The organism is Longirhabdus pacifica (assembly GCF_004115085.1).
GTDB lineage: Bacteria > Bacillota > Bacilli > Paenibacillales > DSM-105158 > Longirhabdus > Longirhabdus pacifica.
The window spans coordinates 144846-162058 of record NZ_QXJP01000003.1 but is presented as its reverse complement, the minus strand read 5'-3'; the positions used below and the strand labels follow the sequence as shown (position 1 = coordinate 162058).

Here is a 17213-nt window from a genome sequence, read left to right as displayed (position 1 = left end):
ATATAGCAAAAGCAAAGAAAGTTTATGTTGTAAGGAGGTGAATTGAACATGGCAGTACGTATTCGTTTAAAACGCATGGGAGCTCATAAAGCGCCATTTTATCGTTTAGTTGTATCTGATTCCCGTTCTCCGCGTGATGGACGTTTTATCGAGGAGATTGGATATTATAATCCAGTAAGACAACCAGCTGAAGTGAAAATTGATGAAGAGAAAGCATTGAAGTGGCTTCAAAACGGTGCACAAGCATCTGACACTGTACGCAACTTGTTTAGCAATGCTGGAATTATGAAGAAATTTCACGAGTCAAAATTGCAAAAGTAAGAAGTAATCTTGTCTTGGAGGGTCTCGCATGAAGGAATTAGTGCAAATTATAGCTAAAGCTTTAGTTGACCATCCAGAAGATGTACGCGTTTCGGAGAGTGAAGAAGGTAATACGATTGTTTATACATTGACTGTACACCCTGAAGATAAGGGGAAAGTGATTGGTAAGCATGGTCGTATTGCTAAAGCGCTTCGAACCGTTGTAACATCTGCAGCAGTGAAATTAGATAAGCGTGTTGTGATCGATATCGACTCATAATACCGGTGAAGGGTGCGGGGATAAACTCGCCCCTTTTTCTATATCAACTTATCTATACATAAAAATAACAGATAATGATGAAAAGTAAGGAGGAGTGCTCCATGAGTGTTTCATACAATGTAGGAAAAATCGTGAATACTCACGGTGTTCGTGGTGATGTGAAAGTCATAGCGAAAACTGATTTTCCGGAAGAAAGATTTGCAAAGGGAGCGAAGTTGTGGCTTCATCATGATGCTTTAGACACCCCTTTAGAGGTAACCATTTCTTCCACAAGAGTACATAAACATATGTATATTCTTCATTTGGAACAATTCAACAACATTAATGATGTGGAAAAATATAAGGGTGGAATGTTGAAAGTGACGTCCGACCAACTACTGGAACTAGATGAAGATGAATACTATTTTCATCAAATTGTAGGGTGTGAAGTCTTGACGGATGAAGGGGAGTTACTGGGTGTCGTGAAAGAAATCCTCACACCAGGCGCGAATGATGTTTGGGTTGTCAAACGAGAACAAGGTAAAGATCTGTTAGTGCCTTATATCGATGACGTTGTATTAGACGTAGATATGGATCAGAAAAAAATTACGGTGTCTCTCTTAGAAGGATTGTTATAATATGAAAATCGATGTGTTAACGCTATTTCCAGAGATGGTAGAGCCATTTTTTCATACTAGCATTATCGGTAAAGCGAACGAAAAAGATATTGTACAATGCCAAGCGATCAATTTCCGATCGTTTTCTACGAATAAACACCAGACGGTAGATGATTATCCATACGGTGGAGGAGGGGGGATGGTATTAAAACCAGAACCCATTTTTGCCGCAGTATCTGCACTTCAGCAGCAAGCCCTTCCTTCTTCACATCCAGAAGATGTACAACATCAGCCCAAAGTCATCTTGATGTGTCCACAAGGTGAAACATTCACACAACAAAAAGCAGAGCAATTAGCAAAGGAAGATCACCTTATTTTTATTTGTGGTCATTATGAAGGATATGACGAACGTATACGGGAACATCTTGTCACAGACGAGTTGTCCATTGGTGACTATGTGCTAACGGGTGGGGAACTCCCTGCCATGGTTGTCATAGACAGTGTCGTTCGATTGCTTCCCGGAACGTTAGGGAACGAGCAGTCTGCGGTGACGGATTCTTTTAGCACTGGATTATTGGAGTATCCACATTATACACGCCCTGCTTCTTATGAAGGGATGGATGTGCCTAGTGTATTGTTATCTGGACACCATGAAAATATAGAAACGTGGAGAAAAAAAGAAGCGCTAAGGCGGACGTGGCAACGCAGAAGAGATTTATTAGAGGGAAAAGAGTTAACGAATGAAGAGAGAAAGTGGATAAAGGAATTTCAGCAACATAACAAGTAGTGTGGCGGGGAGAACGTATGATGAGAGTAAATAAAGGGGTGCGGCGTGCTGTTAGTTGGCTGGGCTTTTCTACATCATTGGAAATAAGTCATGTAGAAGTGACATTATCTAGACTTCCTGCAGCATGGAACGGTCTGAAAATCGTTCAAATAAGTGATATACATATGGCTCATTTTTTTCATCAAGATGATTTAGAGCAACTAGTACAAACGATTAATGCACAGCAACCTGATGTGGTATGCTTTACTGGTGATTTGGTAGATAGAAATAGAGAAATTGTGGTGGAAGACATCCAGCCATCTTTAAGCAAAATCAACGCACCTTTAGGCAAATATGCTGTACTCGGTAATCATGATTATGCTAATCAGAATAGACTACAGATGACGATTTCACTGTTAGAGGATGCTGAATTTAATGTGTTAATGAATACGCATGCAACGATACACAAAAACGAATGTGCACTGCATATTGCAGGTTTAGATGATATGAAACATGGTGCACCTAGCCTAACCAAAGCATTGGAAGGCATTCCAGGTGATGGTTGTACTATTTTACTTGTTCATGAACCTGATTTTGCATTACAAAGCAAGAAGTATGCTGTAGATCTGCAGTTGTCTGGTCATAGTCATGGCGGGCAGATAAGACTTCCTTTCATTGGCCACGTGCGGACTCCTTCATGTGCAAAACATTATGTACAAGGTTTATATCATGTAGAAAATATGGTGTTATATGTTAACCGTGGTGTTGGGATGACATTCTTACCTATACGTTTTTGCTGTCGACCAGAGCTGACGGTAGTGACATTACATCATGCTCCTGAGTCTGCTGCTTATTAGGTACTGGAGTTATGAGTAATGTAGTACTTATTCGTATCGTAATTAGTACGATGAATAATAAAAGGTATACTCAAAAATTATTCCTTACACTTTATTTTCACTACTTGTATTGGTCATTCTACTATGTTATTATTAATAGTGTTGTGTTTAATTACAGCGGTCCTCTGTACGTAGATAGAATATGAGGTTCTATCGTTATAAACGGCAAGAACGCTTGTGTGGAAGGAGGGAGTCAACATGAATTTAGATCTATTAAAGGAGATTACACAGGAACAGTTCCGCAGTGATATTCCAACATTTCGTCCTGGTGACACGTTGAAAGTTTACGTGAAAGTTATCGAGGGTTCTCGTGAGCGTATCCAGTTGTTCGAAGGTGTTGTGATTAAGCGTCGTGGAAGTGGAATCAGTGCTACATTCACAGTAAGAAAAATTTCTTACGGTGTTGGAGTGGAAAGAACATTCCCGATACATTCTCCAAAAATCGATAAGATCGAAGTGGCTCGCCGAGGTAAAGTACGTCGTGCTAAGTTATACTACTTACGCGAATTACGCGGAAAAGCAGCTCGTATTAAAGAAATTCGATAATAAGTACGTAAATGTATGGAGGAGCTTGTATAAACAAGCTCCTTTCTATTTATATACAAGCATAAGCATAATGGACCTGCCAGTCATGTTGGAGGTGAAGAGATGACAATACAATGGTTTCCCGGCCATATGGCCAAAGCAAGAAGACAGATAGAAGAGAAATTAAAACTTATTGATGTCGTTATCGAATTGTTGGATGCGAGAACACCATTATCTAGTCGTAACCCGATGATCGATGAGATTTTAAGTCGTAAACCAAGGGTTGTCGTGTTGAATAAAGCTGACATGGCGGACAAGCAAATCACAAAAGATTGGGTTGCTTACTTCGAACAAGAGAAGCATCTCACGATTGCTGTCGATTCTACAACAGGCAAGAGTAGTAAAGGCATCATTGCGTTGTGTCAACAAGCGGCATCTGAAAAAATAGCGAAGTTAGAAAAGAAAGGCATACAAGCTAGAGCGATAAGAGCTTTGATTGTAGGTATTCCGAATGTGGGTAAGTCAACCCTCATTAATCGTCTAACTGGAAAAAATGTCGTGGCTACTGGTGATCGACCGGGCATTACGAAAGCACAGCAATGGATACGTGTGGGACAAGAACTGGAGTTGTTGGATACACCAGGGATTTTGTGGCCAAAGTTTGAAGATGAACAAGTGGGTTATCGGTTAGCTGCAACAGGTGCGATAAAAGATGAAATATTGAATGTAGAAGACGTTGCTTTTTACACGTTAAAATATTTGATGACAGCCTATCCTGATGCGCTGATGGATCGATATGAATTAAAGGAATTGCCATCTGATCTTGAAAATCCACATGAGATAGTGGAAGTCATGGAGCAGATTGGGAAAAAGCGCGGTTGTTTGCAAAGTGGTGGCGTCATTAATTTGGAAAAAGCCTCGTTAGTTATTTTACGTGATCTGCGAACAGATAAGCTGGGTAAAATCAGTTTAGAAAGACCATCATGATGATGAACTTTGCATGAAATGAACTCTCATTGATTACATGAGAGTTTTTTTGTTTTTATGTTTACTACAATCTATTGACTACATCTTTTTACTAAAAGTGTACATACATACAAACGGTAAACACAATTTGCTATAATGGATTAATAAAAAACCTTCATTTTTTCATCCTATTCATAGCGACGAAAATGAAATGGAAAAGGTTTAATAAATGAAGTACAGCAATAGAAAGGGATAGAAAACGTCATGATGTTAGATAATGAACAACAGTTTTGGAAACAAGGTATGACCTATGTAGCAGGAGTAGATGAAGTAGGTAGAGGTTGTTTGTTTGGAGACGTAGTGGCCGCGGCGGTTATTATGCCACAATCATTAGTATTGGAAGGCATCAACGACTCCAAAAAATTGAGCGAAAAAAAGAGAGAATCATTATATGAAGAAATAGTAAAACATGCCTTAGCGATTGGCGTTGGCAGAGTAGATGCTGCAACGATTGATGAAATCAATATTAAACAAGCAGCGAGACTAGCAATGAAAAAGGCAGTTGAGCAGTGTACGCCTCAGCCAGATCAATTGTTGATCGATGCAGAAACGATACATAGTCATATTCCACAGTTGGGCATCATTAAAGGGGATGAGAAAAGTCATTCCATCGCTGCAGCATCGATTATTGCAAAAGTAACACGGGATCGACTATGTCATGAGTGGGGGCAGTTGTATCCAGAATACGATATAGCAAAGCATAAAGGATATGCGACAAAAAAACATCGGGAAATGATTCTGGAGTTTGGACCTAGCCCGATGCACAGACGTACATTCTTATCGAACATCGTCACAGAACAGTTGGAATTATTTTAAGAACTTTTTTTTCATTAAAGAAAACGAGTGTTTACAACCACTCATGTTATACATTTATCACGAATGACAACACAATTGCCGATATAAAACATAACATTGCTATACATAAGATGACGTAACCAATATAGTATGATAGTTCGATAAAGGAAGTGATGAATTTGAACATAGGGCAATTAGTGCAACAATTTATCGGAGATGTGCGGGCGAAAGATAGTAAAGTCTTAGAATTAAAAGCAGGACAAACAGTGAGAGGAACGGTATTGCAGTTACTGGCAAATAATGAAGCATTGTTAGATTTGAACGGAGTGACGGTAAAAGCGACGCTAGAAACGCCACTGAAACAAGGGGAAACAACATGGCTAAACGTCCAGCCACAGTCTGCTCATGGTCAGTTGATTTTAAAACCTGTCCCGTTTCAACAACTCACGTTAGATCCGATGACATTAGCTTCGTTGCTAGAATCATTTGCTGCTGATCCTAAGAACAATCAACATCAGTTGCTTATTAAAATGATGCATGCACAAGGAATACCGATGCAAAAATCTGAATTTGCAGCGTTATCTCTTATATTGAGTGATAAGCCTGCTCATGTTGCTACAAACGAATGGATTCAATCTGCAGTAATGCTCAGAGAAAAAGGAATGCCACTCAGTAGTCAAAGCGTGTCGGCACTGCATCAAGTACTGTTTGGTAAGCCAATGATGAACCAAGTTCAGACGCTGCAATCTCAATTACAACAGTTCATGCCAACTTCTACTTCCAGCGGACAGCATGTACAGCTACTGCAACAGCAATTACAACATGTCATGCAACATACAGCGGCATTTCAAGCGCTAAATGCTTCTGCATCTTTACCTAATCAAACTAATCAAGGGGCAAACGGGATAAATCAGTCACTATTGGCTAATCAAAATGTACCATCACCAGCAAGTCATGTATCACCTTCCAATATGCCAACTTTTCAAGCAACATCTACTGTGATGGAAACGACAACGTTGAGCGGATCTAAGCCATCAGAACAAGCAGCTATACAAGCACAAGCAAATCCAAGCACTGCAACGGCAAGTAACATTAGCGGAAACGCAGCGGCTAGTGGTATGCAGCCTTCTACCACAGAAACAAGTATGGGACAACTACTGAAAGCACTTGGCGTTCATTACGAGCAAAACATAGCTAAAATATTGAACGAACACAACGGTTTAGCTACAAAAGAAGGTGGTGCTAAATCTGGGAGCGTCACGACAGCCAATCAAGAAATGATGATGAAACAACTAGAAAACGTTTCAACGTTAAAAGGTTCATTATTACAGCTCGTAAAAATGGAAGACGTTCCACCTAGTATAAAAGAGACAGCGCAGCAGCTTATTCAACAAATTACGGGACAGCAGCTTCTACTGAGTTCCGACAGACAAGGTGTATTTACACATGTTACGATGCAGCTGCCGTTACCGCAAACGAAAGAAGATCATCATCCATCTATTACGATTTCCTCACGGAGAGGACAAAAAGGTGAGTTAGACGCAGAAAATTGTCGAATGATGTTTGATCTTTGCTTAACCCATTTAGGTAACACATTTTTGGATGTGAAAGTGACGAATAAAATAGTGAGTGTTACGATGCATAACGATCACGCTTTTGTAGCTCCGTTAACACAAGCATTTCAACAACCTTTGTTTGATGCATTGAAAAAATCGGGCTATCATTTATCATCTATTCAATTCGATAAATATCCTGATTATATAAAAGAAGCTTCAGAAAAAGATACGTTACCTTTAACACAGCAGATGCAAGAGACAAACAAAATGAACTACAAGCGAGTGGATATAAAAATATGAGTACAAAAAATGTAAAAAAGGCCGCTGCCATTACGTATGATCCTGCAAAAGGAGAGGCCCCTATTTTATCTGCCAAAGGAAGAGGGTTTGTTGCCCAGCGAATTATTGACACGGCTTCGGAACATGGCGTTCCAATACAAGAAGATGCATCGTTAATAGAAGTTTTATCGGCACTGGATATTGACAAGCAAATTCCACCTGAGCTATATCAAATGGTTGCTGAAATCTTAACTTTTGTGTACCAAGTAGATGGGCAGTGGGATGAGCATTTTTTAGCACATAGCAACAAAACAACAAAATAACAAAATAACAAAATAACAAAATACCAATACAGGAGTAAAAGCAGGAGGGTTTGTTGTGGGTCGTTCAAAAGAGAAAAAAGATCAAAAAGATAAAGCGTACAAACAGCAGTTAGGTAAAAAAGGAGAGGAGATTGCCTTTGCCTACTTAATTTCTAAACATCATCACATTTTACAGCAAAATTGGCGTTGTCGATTCGCTGAGATCGATATTATATCTAAAGATGGGGACACCCTTGTTTTTACAGAAGTCCGTACACGATCAAACTCCCCCTATTTTGGAACTCCGGAGGAGTCTGTAGATGCTAAAAAACAAAATAAAATTCGTCAAGCAGCACAATTCTACATGCAGCAACAACATTTGCAAGATTTGTTAGTAAGATTTGATGTGATTGGTATTCATATTATAAAAGAAAAAACGGAACTACAGCATATAGAACATGCATTTTAATTTTTACATATGACATTTATTTTCAATAAAATGAATTTGATTTTCTATTGTATTTATTTTTTCTTTACTTTCCTCTGAACCATCATGATGATGTTTTAAAATCATGAGTTCTTGTTTTAACTGAGGTAAATCATCATTAGCATGAGCACAGTTATAGTTGCTCTCTAAATTATTGATCATCATTTCACGCCTCCATTTTTGCATATTCATTTTCATGTACGTATAGGATCACTCTGTTTCTTTCATTTTATGCTCTATGTTGTGAGGGTAATGTGAAATGGATGAAAAGTTCTTTATTATAATATCCCTTCTTCTTTATCTAGGCAGCGGTATTGCATTGCCTCTGCCAAATGGGTCAAAGATACGTGTTCCTTACCGTCTAAATCCGCAATCGTTCTTCCTAATTTTAAAATCCGATCATGGGAGCGCATACTTAGGTGAAAGCTTTCAAATGCTTGCTGCATGAATGCTTGCGTTTCTTTGTCCAAAGCGCAGAAATGCTCTAACTGCTTACCGTATAATTGTGAATTCCAGTTGCATTCTCTCAAAGAGCGATAACGATGCTGCTGCATGTAGCGAGCTTGCTGTACCATTCTCCTCATATCTACAGAGCTTAAAGGCTTTGTATCACGCTGTATCATTTCGTAATTCATCCAAGGTACTTCCACATGCATATCGATTCGATCTAGTAATGGTCCGGAAATTTTCGAACGATATTTCTGAATGCTATGTGTATGACATGTACACGTTTTGTGTTGTCCTTCTGCTCCAAAGAAGCCACATGGGCATGGATTCATCGAGCATGCTAAAATAAACTTGGTCGGGAATGTATAAGAAGCTCGTGCACGGCTAATTGTGATGGAATGATCCTCTAGAGGTTGCCTCATGACTTCAAGCACTGGTCTGGAGAATTCAGGAAGTTCATCTAAGTATAATACACCGTAGTGTGCTAAGCTAACTTCACCTGGTTTCGGTGTTGATCCTCCGCCAATTAATCCAGCAGCTGTAATCGTATGGTGTGGGGCGCGAAAAGGCCTTTCTGTCATTAATTGATTCGTATGCTTTAGTTGATTGCATACACTGTAGATTTTCGTTACTTCTAAGGATTCTTCTTCTGATAATGGGGGAAGGATGCTAGGAAGTCTTCGCATCATCATCGTTTTTCCTGTTCCAGGTGGACCGATGAGTAGTATGTTATGCATGCCAGCGGCCGCAATCATTAAGGCTCTTTTCACGTGATGCTGCCCTTTGACTTCGACATAATCATGCTTCATTTCATGGTGCCTATCACTTGCGGCTATGTTGACATGATAGTCATAGGGAACGATAGGAGAAGATAACTGTTTTAAATGTGTAAGAGGTCCTATTTGTAGATTGGAGATCAAGGAAGCTTCTTCTAAATTTCCATATGGAAGTACAATGTGACGTATTCCTTTTCTTTTAATGTGATGAATCATGGATAGCATGCCGTTAATCGGTCTAAGACTTCCTTCTAAAGATAATTCGCCTATAAAAATCGTTTGATGATGATTATCCATTTGTACTTGTTTACTTGCCAATAAAATGCCGGCTGCGATAGCTAGATCAAAAGAAGACCCTTCTTTTTTCAAGTCAGCAGGAGCTAAATTGACGGTAATACGTTGGGTTGGAAATTGAAATTGACTATTCTTAATTGCTGCTCTCACTCTCTCTATCGATTCTCGGACAGCAGAATCAGGTAATCCAACGATATTGAATTGAGGTAATCCTGGGCTGATGTCGACTTCGACTTCAATAATTTGACCATCTATTCCTTGTATGCAACAGCTTAATAACTTTGTGTACACAAAAAAAACCTCCTTCAAGTCGGGCGTAAATGAAAGTTGTTTCACGCCGTTTGACTGGAAAAGGTGCTTCCTTATTCCTACCTTATATTTATTTCTCTACATTCATCACCTTTACGCCTGTCAACTGAGGCGTAAAATTTGTATTCATTCATTTCTTCATCTTTATATCTCATTTGATTGTACATGATGAAGCTGTATTTTACAACAGAGACAAAACACCACAAAAATTTTACAGTAAAAGTGCTGCATATATTAATTTGTAATAAATTGCTATTGAATTTAATTTAGTTTTCAAAATTTTAAGGCATGTTAATAAGAAAAATGATACAATAGTAAAGGTTTATCCATCACATTTTTCATGAGTCGTTTTTTGCAAAAAAATGTTTTATCCATTTATTTTAATCCAATTGGAATCAATTGAGATATTGTTAGGAGGATGTGTGAATGAATATCCATGAGTATCAAGGTAAAGAAGTCCTAAAACAATACGGGGTTTCTGTACCAGAAGGAAGAGTAGCTTTTACAGTAGACGAAGCAGTAAAAGCAGCAGAAGAGCTAAATTCATCTGTCACGGTTGTAAAAGCTCAAATACACGCTGGTGGTCGCGGTAAAGCTGGTGGTGTCAAAATTGCCAAAAGTGTGGAAGAAGTTCGTACATATGCTGGTGAATTGTTAGGGAAAGTGCTTGTCACACATCAAACAGGCCCCGAAGGGAAAGAAGTGAAGAGACTTCTTATAGAGCAAGGTTGTGACATAAAGCAAGAATACTACGTTGGTGTAGTAGTAGATCGTGCAACAGGTCGTGTTGTCATGATGGCTTCAGAAGAAGGCGGTACAGAAATTGAAGAAGTCGCAGAAAAAACACCAGAGAAAATTTTCAAAGAAGTTATCGATCCTGCTGTTGGATTGATGCCATTTCAAGCGAAAAAACTTGCTTATGCAATTAATATACCTAAATCACTCGTAAACAAAGCAGCAAAGTTTATGATTTCTTTATATCATGCATTTATTGAAAAAGATTGTTCCATTGCTGAAATCAATCCACTTGTCGTGACGGGCGATGGAAATGTGATGGCATTGGATGCAAAACTAAATTTCGATTCTAACGCATTGTTTAGACATCAAGATATTTTGGAACTACGTGACTTGGCAGAAGAAGATGAAAAAGAAATTCAAGCATCGGAGTACGATCTAAGCTACATCGCATTAGATGGAAATATTGGATGTATGGTTAATGGTGCTGGCCTAGCTATGGCAACGATGGATATCATTAAACATTACGGTGGAGACCCTGCAAACTTCCTCGACGTTGGAGGCGGCGCTACAACAGAGAAAGTAACGGAAGCATTTAAAATCATCTTATCTGATGAGAATGTAAAAGGGATTTTTGTCAACATATTTGGTGGTATTATGCGTTGTGACGTTATCGCAAATGGTGTGGTGGAAGCAGCGAAACAAATCAGTTTGGATCGCCCACTTGTCGTACGTTTAGAAGGGACAAACGTGGAGATTGGAAAGCGCATTCTTAATGAATCTGGATTAAATATTGTTGCAGCCGATTCCATGGCAGACGGTGCACAAAAAATCGTTTCATTAGTCAAGTAGGATAATGGGAGGGATACGAGATGAGTATTTTAATTGATAAAAATACAAAGGTGATCACACAAGGGATTACTGGAGCTACAGGGCTGTTTCATACGAAAGGCGCATTAGATTACGGAACACAAATGGTAGGCGGCGTTACACCGGGTAAAGGTGGGACGGAAGTAACGATAGAGTTAGAGAATGGAGAAAGCGTTTCCTTGCCAGTATTTGACACGGTAATGGATGCAAAGAAAACGACAGGTGCAACGGCATCCGTTATTTATGTACCACCTGCATTTGCAGCAGATTCCATTATGGAAGCTGTAGACGCTGAGATGGACGTTGTCATTTGTATTACAGAGGGCATACCTGTATTAGATATGGTCAAAGTAAGCAAATACATGGAAGGTAAGAAGTCCAAACTCATTGGTCCAAATTGCCCAGGCGTGATTACACCAGATGAATGTAAAATCGGTATCATGCCTGGTTACATTCATACCGCTGGACATGTTGGCGTTGTCTCCAGAAGTGGAACTCTCACCTATGAAGCCGTTCATCAATTAAGTACGCGTGGCATTGGCCAATCTTCAGCAGTAGGTATTGGTGGAGACCCAGTAAAAGGGATGGAATTTACTGATGTATTGAAAATGTTTAACGAAGATCCAAATACGTATGCTGTCATTATGATTGGTGAAATTGGCGGAACAGCAGAAGAAGAAGCAGCAGAGTGGGTGAAAGAAAATATGACCAAACCAGTAGTAGGATTTATTGGTGGTCAAACCGCTCCTCCAGGAAAACGTATGGGACATGCTGGTGCTATTATTTCTGGCGGTAAAGGTACAGCAGCAGAAAAGATAAAAGTAATGGAGCAGTGTGGTATTAAAGTCGCACCTACTCCTGCAGAAATGGGCGCAACGCTGGTATCCGTTTTAGAAGAAAAAGGATTGTTGGAATCATGTATTGTTAAAAAATAATATAATCAAAACATGATGTAGAAGTCGAGGCAGCCATTCATTTTACAACATAAAATGAGAGGCTGCTTCTTTATTACTATTGACATGGTTGGTTAACCAAGAATATGATATAGCTATTATAAAGAAATGGAAATGTTGTCAGAGTGATGGAGTGAGAGGAGGAGGCACATGAATCATCGTCACATTATATTTGTTTTAGATCAGTTAAAAGGAATTGGTTGGAATACGATAAAAAAATGCGTGGACTATTTTGATAACCTTACCGATATGCTGCATGTAGAAGAGAGAGAATTGCAAAGAATAGGACTAAAGAGTGATCAAATTGTCATCATAAAAGATAATTTAAATGAACCTTTTTTACAACAAAAGATCAGTGAATATAACATACATAACATTCATGTTGTGACTTATTTTGATGAGCAGTATCCCTCACTTCTAAAAGAAATAGACACGCCTCCTTGGGTTTTATACTGCAAAGGGGATTTGAAATATTTAAAGATGAATGGTTTAGCCGTAGTTGGGACTAGAAATTGTACGACGTATGGTAAAGTAGTAGCAGAGCGGTTGTCCAGCCAAATTGCAGCACATGGTTATGCAGTCGTCAGTGGACTAGCCAAAGGCGTGGATAAAATTGCACATGCTGCAGCGCTGAAAGAAGGGGCCACAATTGCTGTAGTAGCGACAGGACTGGACATGGTATATCCGTCAGAACATACATTATTGGCAAAAGAAATTGCTAACCATGGTCTTATTTTAAGTGAATATCCCATTGGTACAAAAGCTCATCGTGGCCTGTTTCCAAAACGAAACAGAATTATAGCGGGATTATCTCTTGGTACACTAGTCATTGAAGCTGCACAAAAAAGCGGATCATTAATTACGGCCGATCATGCTGCCGAATATTCAAGAGATGTGTTTGCTGTTCCAGGCCAAATATATGCAAAACAAAGTCAAGGGACAATGGAATTGATTAAGCAAGGAGCCAAGCTCGTTACGGGAATCGAAGATATTTTAGCAGAGTATGAAAATATACCTAGCAAAGCAAACACTGTCCCGGAAAAAGTTCAGGAAAAACAACGTGTATTACTTAATGAAGATGAACAAAAAATAAGTACATTAATCGGAAAAAATATAACATCAATTGACTATATAATAGAACATACAAAAATGGAATTTGGACATTTGCATACAATTCTGTTATCTTTACTAATGAAAAATAAGATAAAACAATTACCAGGATCAATGTATATTTTAGTTGATTGAGAAGGATGAGGGGGCTAGTCTATGGCAGATTCACTAGTCATTGTGGAGTCACCGGCTAAGGCCAAGACTATAGGTAAATATTTAGGGAAAAAATATATCGTTAAAGCTTCAATGGGTCATATTCGAGATTTGCCCAAAAGCCAAATTGGCGTAGAAGTGGAAAACGATTTTAATCCAAAGTATATAACGATACGCGGAAAAGGTTCTATCATTAAAGAACTGAAAGATGCGCGCAAAAAAGTGAAAAAAGTTTATCTTGCGGCTGACCCTGATAGAGAAGGGGAAGCGATTGCTTGGCATTTATCTCACTACTTGGATTTAAAGGAGAATGAACCTTGTCGAGTTGTTTTTAATGAGATTACAAAACAAGCAGTGAAGGATGCGTTCAAAGAACCTCGCAAAATTGATATGGATTTAGTGAATGCCCAGCAAGCTAGACGTATTTTAGACCGTTTAGTAGGGTATAAAATCAGTCCGTTGTTATGGAAAAAAGTGAAAAAAGGACTTTCTGCTGGTAGAGTGCAGTCCGTTGCTGTTAAATTAATTATCGATCGTGAAAACGAGATTAATCAATTCATACCGGAAGAATATTGGTCTATCACTGTTCAATTAGAAACCAACGATACAACATTTGAAGCCAAGTTTTATGGTTTAAATGGTAAGAAGAAAGAACTTAAAAATGAAGCAGAAGTAAAGGAAATCACGAAGTTAATTGCTTCCAATGACTTTATTGTAAAAAGTGTAAAAGAGAAAGAGCGTCTTCGTCATCCATCTGCTCCATTTATTACGAGTACATTGCAGCAGGAAGCGGCGAGAAAACTTAATTTCCGTGCTGCAAAAACGATGTCTGTAGCTCAGCAGCTTTACGAAGGAGTGGAAATTGGTAAAGAAGGTACGGTAGGTTTAATTACGTATATGCGTACAGACTCTACTCGTATTTCTACCCAAGCACAAGATGAAGCAAAGACCGTTATCATGGATAAATACGGCGACAAATATATCCCTTCTACACCAAGAGTATATGGTAAAAGTAAGGGGAAATCACAAGATGCACATGAGGCGATAAGACCAACATCTGCGCTTCGAGATCCTGTGAGTATGAAACCATATTTATCGAGAGAACAAATGCGCTTATATAAACTCATATGGGAGAGATTTATCGCTAGTCAAATGGCATCTGCGGTGATGGACACACTAACCGTTGATATCACTTGTGACAAAGCTGATTTTAGAGCCGCTGGTTCTAAAGTGAAATTTCCTGGGTATATGAAAGTGTACGTAGAAGGTAACGATGATGGGAAAAAAGAAGAAGAAAAGTTCTTGCCAGAAATGAGTACAGGGGACAAATTGAAAAAACATAAAGTCGACCCGAAACAGCATTTTACACAACCACCTCCTAGGTATTCTGAAGCAAGATTAGTAAAAACATTAGAAGAAAAAGGCATCGGCCGTCCAAGTACGTACGCACCAACATTGGAAACCATTCAACGAAGAGGTTACGTTGCACTAGAAGAGAAAAAGTTTATGCCGACTGAAATGGGAGAACTCGTCAACCAATTAATGGAAGAATTTTTCCCGGAAATATTGGATGCTGAATTTACAGCGCATATGGAAAATGATTTGGATCACGTAGAAGAAGGCGAAGAAAACTGGAAAAAAGTGCTGAACCAATTCTACACTTCCTTTGAACAACGATTAGAGGTAGCAGAGGAAGAAATGAAAGAAATCGAGATCCAAGATGAAGTTTCCGATGAAGTTTGTGAAAAGTGCGGTAAACCGATGTTGTATAAAATGGGCAGATTCGGAAAGTTTCTAGCGTGTTCTGGTTTCCCAGACTGCCGAAATACGAAACCTATTGTGAAAGATATCGGGGTTAAATGTAAAACGTGTAACGAAGGTCGTATTGTGGAACGACGCAGTAAAAAAGGACGTATTTTCTACGGATGCACCGAATATCCGGAATGCGAATTTGTATCTTGGGACAAACCGATAGCACAAGATTGTCCAACTTGTGGTGGATTAATGGTAGAGAAGAAAACGAAAAAAAATACTCGTCATCAATGTACCGTTTGTCATTACAAAAAAGAAGTCGAACAAGAATAAACAATAGAGTATTGGTTTATTTGCCTACAAGCAAGGTCATCATTTTATGTAGCATGTTATGAATTGTCTCTATAGGTTGTTTTCATGTAAAAATGAAGACAACCTATTCCATGTTATATTTATAAGGGGGAAACAACACCATGAAGGAACATCAAGTCACAGTCATCGGAGCTGGATTGGCTGGATCAGAAGCAGCTTGGCAGTTAGCGAAGCGGGGAATTAAAGTGAAATTAATTGAAATGCGCCCGGTGAAGCAAACACCTGCGCATCACACTTCATTTTTTGCAGAGCTAGTATGCAGTAATTCCCTTCGCGCAAATCAAATTACAAATGCAGTCGGACTCATTAAAGAAGAAATGCGCATGATGGATTCATTAATTATTCAGTGTGCAGATGATCACGCTGTACCAGCAGGTGGTGCACTAGCAGTAGATAGGGAGTCTTTCTCAGGAGCGATAACCGAGCGGTTAACCAATCATCCTAACATCCAGTTTGTGAATGAAGAAGTCACGCATATTCCTAGTGAGGAAACGGTTATTGTCGCAACTGGTCCACTCACATCGCCATCCTTATCTCAAAATTTAAACGAAATTATGGGAGAAGAATACTTATACTTTTACGATGCAGCAGCTCCTATTATTCAAAAAGAATCCATTGACATGGACAAGGTGTTCTTAGCTTCTCGCTATGATAAAGGGGAGGCTGCTTACTTAAATTGTCCAATGAACGAAGAACAATTTGATGCATTTTATGATGCATTAATTCACGCTGAAGTCACACCGCTTAAAGAATTCGAAAAAGAAGTATACTTCGAAGGGTGCATGCCAATAGAAGTGATGGCAAAGCGTGGAAAGCAGACTGTATTGTTTGGTCCCATGAAACCTGTAGGTTTAATTGATCCTGCAACAGGTAAACAACCACATGCTGTCATTCAATTACGACAAGATAATGCAGCGGGAACGTTATACAATATGGTTGGGTTTCAAACTCATCTCAAGTGGGGAGAGCAAAAAAGAGTTTTTTCTCTTATCCCTGGTTTAGAAGAAGCAGAAATTGTGAGATACGGAGTCATGCATCGCAACACTTTTATTAACTCACCTAAACTGCTAAATGAATCATTCCAATTAAAAGAACAGCCACGTATCTTTTTTGCAGGACAAATGACAGGTGTAGAAGGTTACGTAGAATCTGCTGCATCAGGTCTTATGGCAGGTATACAGGCATATCGTCAACAGATGGATAAGGAAAAAATTGTTTTCCCTCGAGAGACAGCTTTAGGAAGTTTAGCCTATTATATTACGCATGCGGAGTTTAAAAACTTCCAGCCAATGAACATAAATTTTGGCTTACTCCCACCATTAGAAACTAGAATTAGAAAGAAAAAAGAAAAGAATGAGAAAATCGCAGAGCGCTCCATTACTTCACTAAAGCAAATGTTAGATGAAATTTGAAATGTGACAATGGTATGAATTTTATAAATATTTAGTTGATAAAATAAAAAATAAGAAATATATTTTTGTAATGATAAGATGAAGAACCTTTATGATAAGTGTATACCTCATTTTTGACGTAAAGCTTTTTTGTAGAAGGGTTTCTTCATCTTTTATTTCGAATAATGTTAAAGATGTGGTGTATTATATTTGTAAAAGTCATAGCCTTAACAAGGTCTTTTT

Annotated in this window: 18 protein-coding genes; 16 read left to right on the top strand and 2 right to left on the bottom strand. The window is 38.8% G+C overall.

What is annotated here, in order from left to right; translation table 11 throughout:
* The first annotated feature begins 48 nt into the window (after positions 1-48).
* The 11 genes from rpsP to D1Z92_RS03435 all read left to right on the top strand — a co-directional run bounded on the left by rpsP (position 49) and on the right by D1Z92_RS03435 (position 7790).
* Positions 49-321, top strand: a complete 273-nt coding sequence (rpsP, locus tag D1Z92_RS03485; protein ID WP_128894267.1) for a 30S ribosomal protein S16 — start codon at positions 49-51, stop codon at positions 319-321.
* Between the two features lie 28 nt (positions 322-349).
* Positions 350-580 carry a KH domain-containing protein gene (locus tag D1Z92_RS03480; protein WP_128894266.1) on the top strand — a complete coding sequence of 77 codons (231 nt, stop codon included), beginning with the start codon at positions 350-352 and terminating at the stop codon, positions 578-580.
* Positions 581-681: 101 nt separating this feature from the next.
* The gene (gene rimM, locus D1Z92_RS03475; protein WP_128894265.1) at positions 682-1197 is read left to right on the top strand and encodes a ribosome maturation factor RimM; all 516 of its coding nucleotides are present in this window, start codon (positions 682-684) and stop codon (positions 1195-1197) included.
* A gap of 1 nt (position 1198) precedes the next feature.
* On the top strand, positions 1199-1963 hold the full coding sequence (gene trmD / locus D1Z92_RS03470; protein ID WP_128894264.1) for a tRNA (guanosine(37)-N1)-methyltransferase TrmD: 765 nt from the start codon (positions 1199-1201) through the stop codon (positions 1961-1963).
* Positions 1964-1983: 20 nt separating this feature from the next.
* The gene (locus tag D1Z92_RS03465; RefSeq protein WP_128894263.1) at positions 1984-2799 is read left to right on the top strand and encodes a metallophosphoesterase; all 816 of its coding nucleotides are present in this window, start codon (positions 1984-1986) and stop codon (positions 2797-2799) included.
* A 237-nt stretch (positions 2800-3036) separates the two neighbouring features.
* A complete protein-coding gene (rplS, locus tag D1Z92_RS03460; protein WP_128894262.1) occupies positions 3037-3384 on the top strand; it encodes a 50S ribosomal protein L19 in 348 nt (115 codons plus the stop codon).
* Between the two features lie 102 nt (positions 3385-3486).
* Complete coding sequence (ylqF, locus tag D1Z92_RS03455) at positions 3487-4350, top strand: ribosome biogenesis GTPase YlqF (RefSeq protein ID WP_128894261.1); 864 nt, start codon at positions 3487-3489, stop codon at positions 4348-4350.
* A gap of 246 nt (positions 4351-4596) precedes the next feature.
* Positions 4597-5205 (top strand): ribonuclease HII, encoded by a 609-nt coding sequence (rnhB, locus tag D1Z92_RS03450; protein ID WP_128894360.1) that lies wholly within the window; start codon positions 4597-4599, stop codon positions 5203-5205.
* A gap of 158 nt (positions 5206-5363) precedes the next feature.
* Positions 5364-7040, top strand: a complete 1677-nt coding sequence (locus D1Z92_RS03445) for a TP0910 N-terminal domain-containing protein (RefSeq protein ID WP_128894260.1) — start codon at positions 5364-5366, stop codon at positions 7038-7040.
* On the top strand, positions 7037-7342 hold the full coding sequence (locus D1Z92_RS03440) for an EscU/YscU/HrcU family type III secretion system export apparatus switch protein (protein WP_128894259.1): 306 nt from the start codon (positions 7037-7039) through the stop codon (positions 7340-7342). Before D1Z92_RS03445 ends, D1Z92_RS03440 begins: the two co-directional genes overlap by 4 nt.
* A gap of 55 nt (positions 7343-7397) precedes the next feature.
* On the top strand, positions 7398-7790 hold the full coding sequence (locus tag D1Z92_RS03435; RefSeq protein WP_128894258.1) for a YraN family protein: 393 nt from the start codon (positions 7398-7400) through the stop codon (positions 7788-7790).
* Positions 7791-7793: 3 nt separating this feature from the next.
* On the opposite strand, the gene D1Z92_RS03430 is transcribed toward D1Z92_RS03435, so the two are convergent.
* Positions 7794-7973, bottom strand: coding sequence for a DUF2524 domain-containing protein (locus tag D1Z92_RS03430; RefSeq protein WP_370741197.1), 180 nt, complete (start codon positions 7971-7973; stop codon positions 7794-7796).
* A 113-nt stretch (positions 7974-8086) separates the two neighbouring features.
* Entirely contained in the window at positions 8087-9616 is a 1530-nt protein-coding gene (locus tag D1Z92_RS03425; protein WP_128894257.1) for a YifB family Mg chelatase-like AAA ATPase, read from the bottom strand.
* Between the two features lie 444 nt (positions 9617-10060).
* On the opposite strand from D1Z92_RS03425, the gene sucC reads away from it, so the two are divergent.
* The 5 genes from sucC to trmFO all read left to right on the top strand — a co-directional run bounded on the left by sucC (position 10061) and on the right by trmFO (position 16991).
* The gene (sucC, locus tag D1Z92_RS03420) at positions 10061-11221 is read left to right on the top strand and encodes an ADP-forming succinate--CoA ligase subunit beta (protein ID WP_128894256.1); all 1161 of its coding nucleotides are present in this window, start codon (positions 10061-10063) and stop codon (positions 11219-11221) included.
* 20 nt (positions 11222-11241) lie between these two features.
* Entirely contained in the window at positions 11242-12174 is a 933-nt protein-coding gene (gene sucD / locus D1Z92_RS03415; protein ID WP_128894255.1) for a succinate--CoA ligase subunit alpha, read from the top strand.
* Positions 12175-12342: 168 nt separating this feature from the next.
* Positions 12343-13437 carry a DNA-processing protein DprA gene (dprA, locus tag D1Z92_RS03410; RefSeq protein WP_128894254.1) on the top strand — a complete coding sequence of 365 codons (1095 nt, stop codon included), beginning with the start codon at positions 12343-12345 and terminating at the stop codon, positions 13435-13437.
* 21 nt (positions 13438-13458) lie between these two features.
* Positions 13459-15540, top strand: a complete 2082-nt coding sequence (gene topA, locus D1Z92_RS03405; protein ID WP_128894253.1) for a type I DNA topoisomerase — start codon at positions 13459-13461, stop codon at positions 15538-15540.
* Between the two features lie 140 nt (positions 15541-15680).
* A complete protein-coding gene (gene trmFO, locus D1Z92_RS03400) occupies positions 15681-16991 on the top strand; it encodes a methylenetetrahydrofolate--tRNA-(uracil(54)-C(5))-methyltransferase (FADH(2)-oxidizing) TrmFO (protein ID WP_128894252.1) in 1311 nt (436 codons plus the stop codon).
* The last annotated feature ends 222 nt before the right edge of the window (positions 16992-17213 follow it).

Coding starts and splice junctions, on each gene's coding strand:
- rplS (WP_128894262.1), top strand. CDS start 3,037: ATGAATTTAGATCTATTAAAGGAGATTACACAGGAACAGTTCCGCAGT.
- D1Z92_RS03480 (WP_128894266.1), top strand. CDS start 350: ATGAAGGAATTAGTGCAAATTATAGCTAAAGCTTTAGTTGACCATCCA.
- ylqF (WP_128894261.1), top strand. CDS start 3,487: ATGACAATACAATGGTTTCCCGGCCATATGGCCAAAGCAAGAAGACAG.
- rimM (WP_128894265.1), top strand. CDS start 682: ATGAGTGTTTCATACAATGTAGGAAAAATCGTGAATACTCACGGTGTT.
- trmFO (WP_128894252.1), top strand. CDS start 15,681: ATGAAGGAACATCAAGTCACAGTCATCGGAGCTGGATTGGCTGGATCA.
- topA (WP_128894253.1), top strand. CDS start 13,459: ATGGCAGATTCACTAGTCATTGTGGAGTCACCGGCTAAGGCCAAGACT.
- sucC (WP_128894256.1), top strand. CDS start 10,061: ATGAATATCCATGAGTATCAAGGTAAAGAAGTCCTAAAACAATACGGG.
- sucD (WP_128894255.1), top strand. CDS start 11,242: ATGAGTATTTTAATTGATAAAAATACAAAGGTGATCACACAAGGGATT.
- rnhB (WP_128894360.1), top strand. CDS start 4,597: ATGTTAGATAATGAACAACAGTTTTGGAAACAAGGTATGACCTATGTA.
- D1Z92_RS03440 (WP_128894259.1), top strand. CDS start 7,037: ATGAGTACAAAAAATGTAAAAAAGGCCGCTGCCATTACGTATGATCCT.
- dprA (WP_128894254.1), top strand. CDS start 12,343: ATGAATCATCGTCACATTATATTTGTTTTAGATCAGTTAAAAGGAATT.
- D1Z92_RS03465 (WP_128894263.1), top strand. CDS start 1,984: ATGAGAGTAAATAAAGGGGTGCGGCGTGCTGTTAGTTGGCTGGGCTTT.
- trmD (WP_128894264.1), top strand. CDS start 1,199: ATGAAAATCGATGTGTTAACGCTATTTCCAGAGATGGTAGAGCCATTT.
- D1Z92_RS03430 (WP_370741197.1), bottom strand. CDS start 7,973: ATGATGATCAATAATTTAGAGAGCAACTATAACTGTGCTCATGCTAAT.
- rpsP (WP_128894267.1), top strand. CDS start 49: ATGGCAGTACGTATTCGTTTAAAACGCATGGGAGCTCATAAAGCGCCA.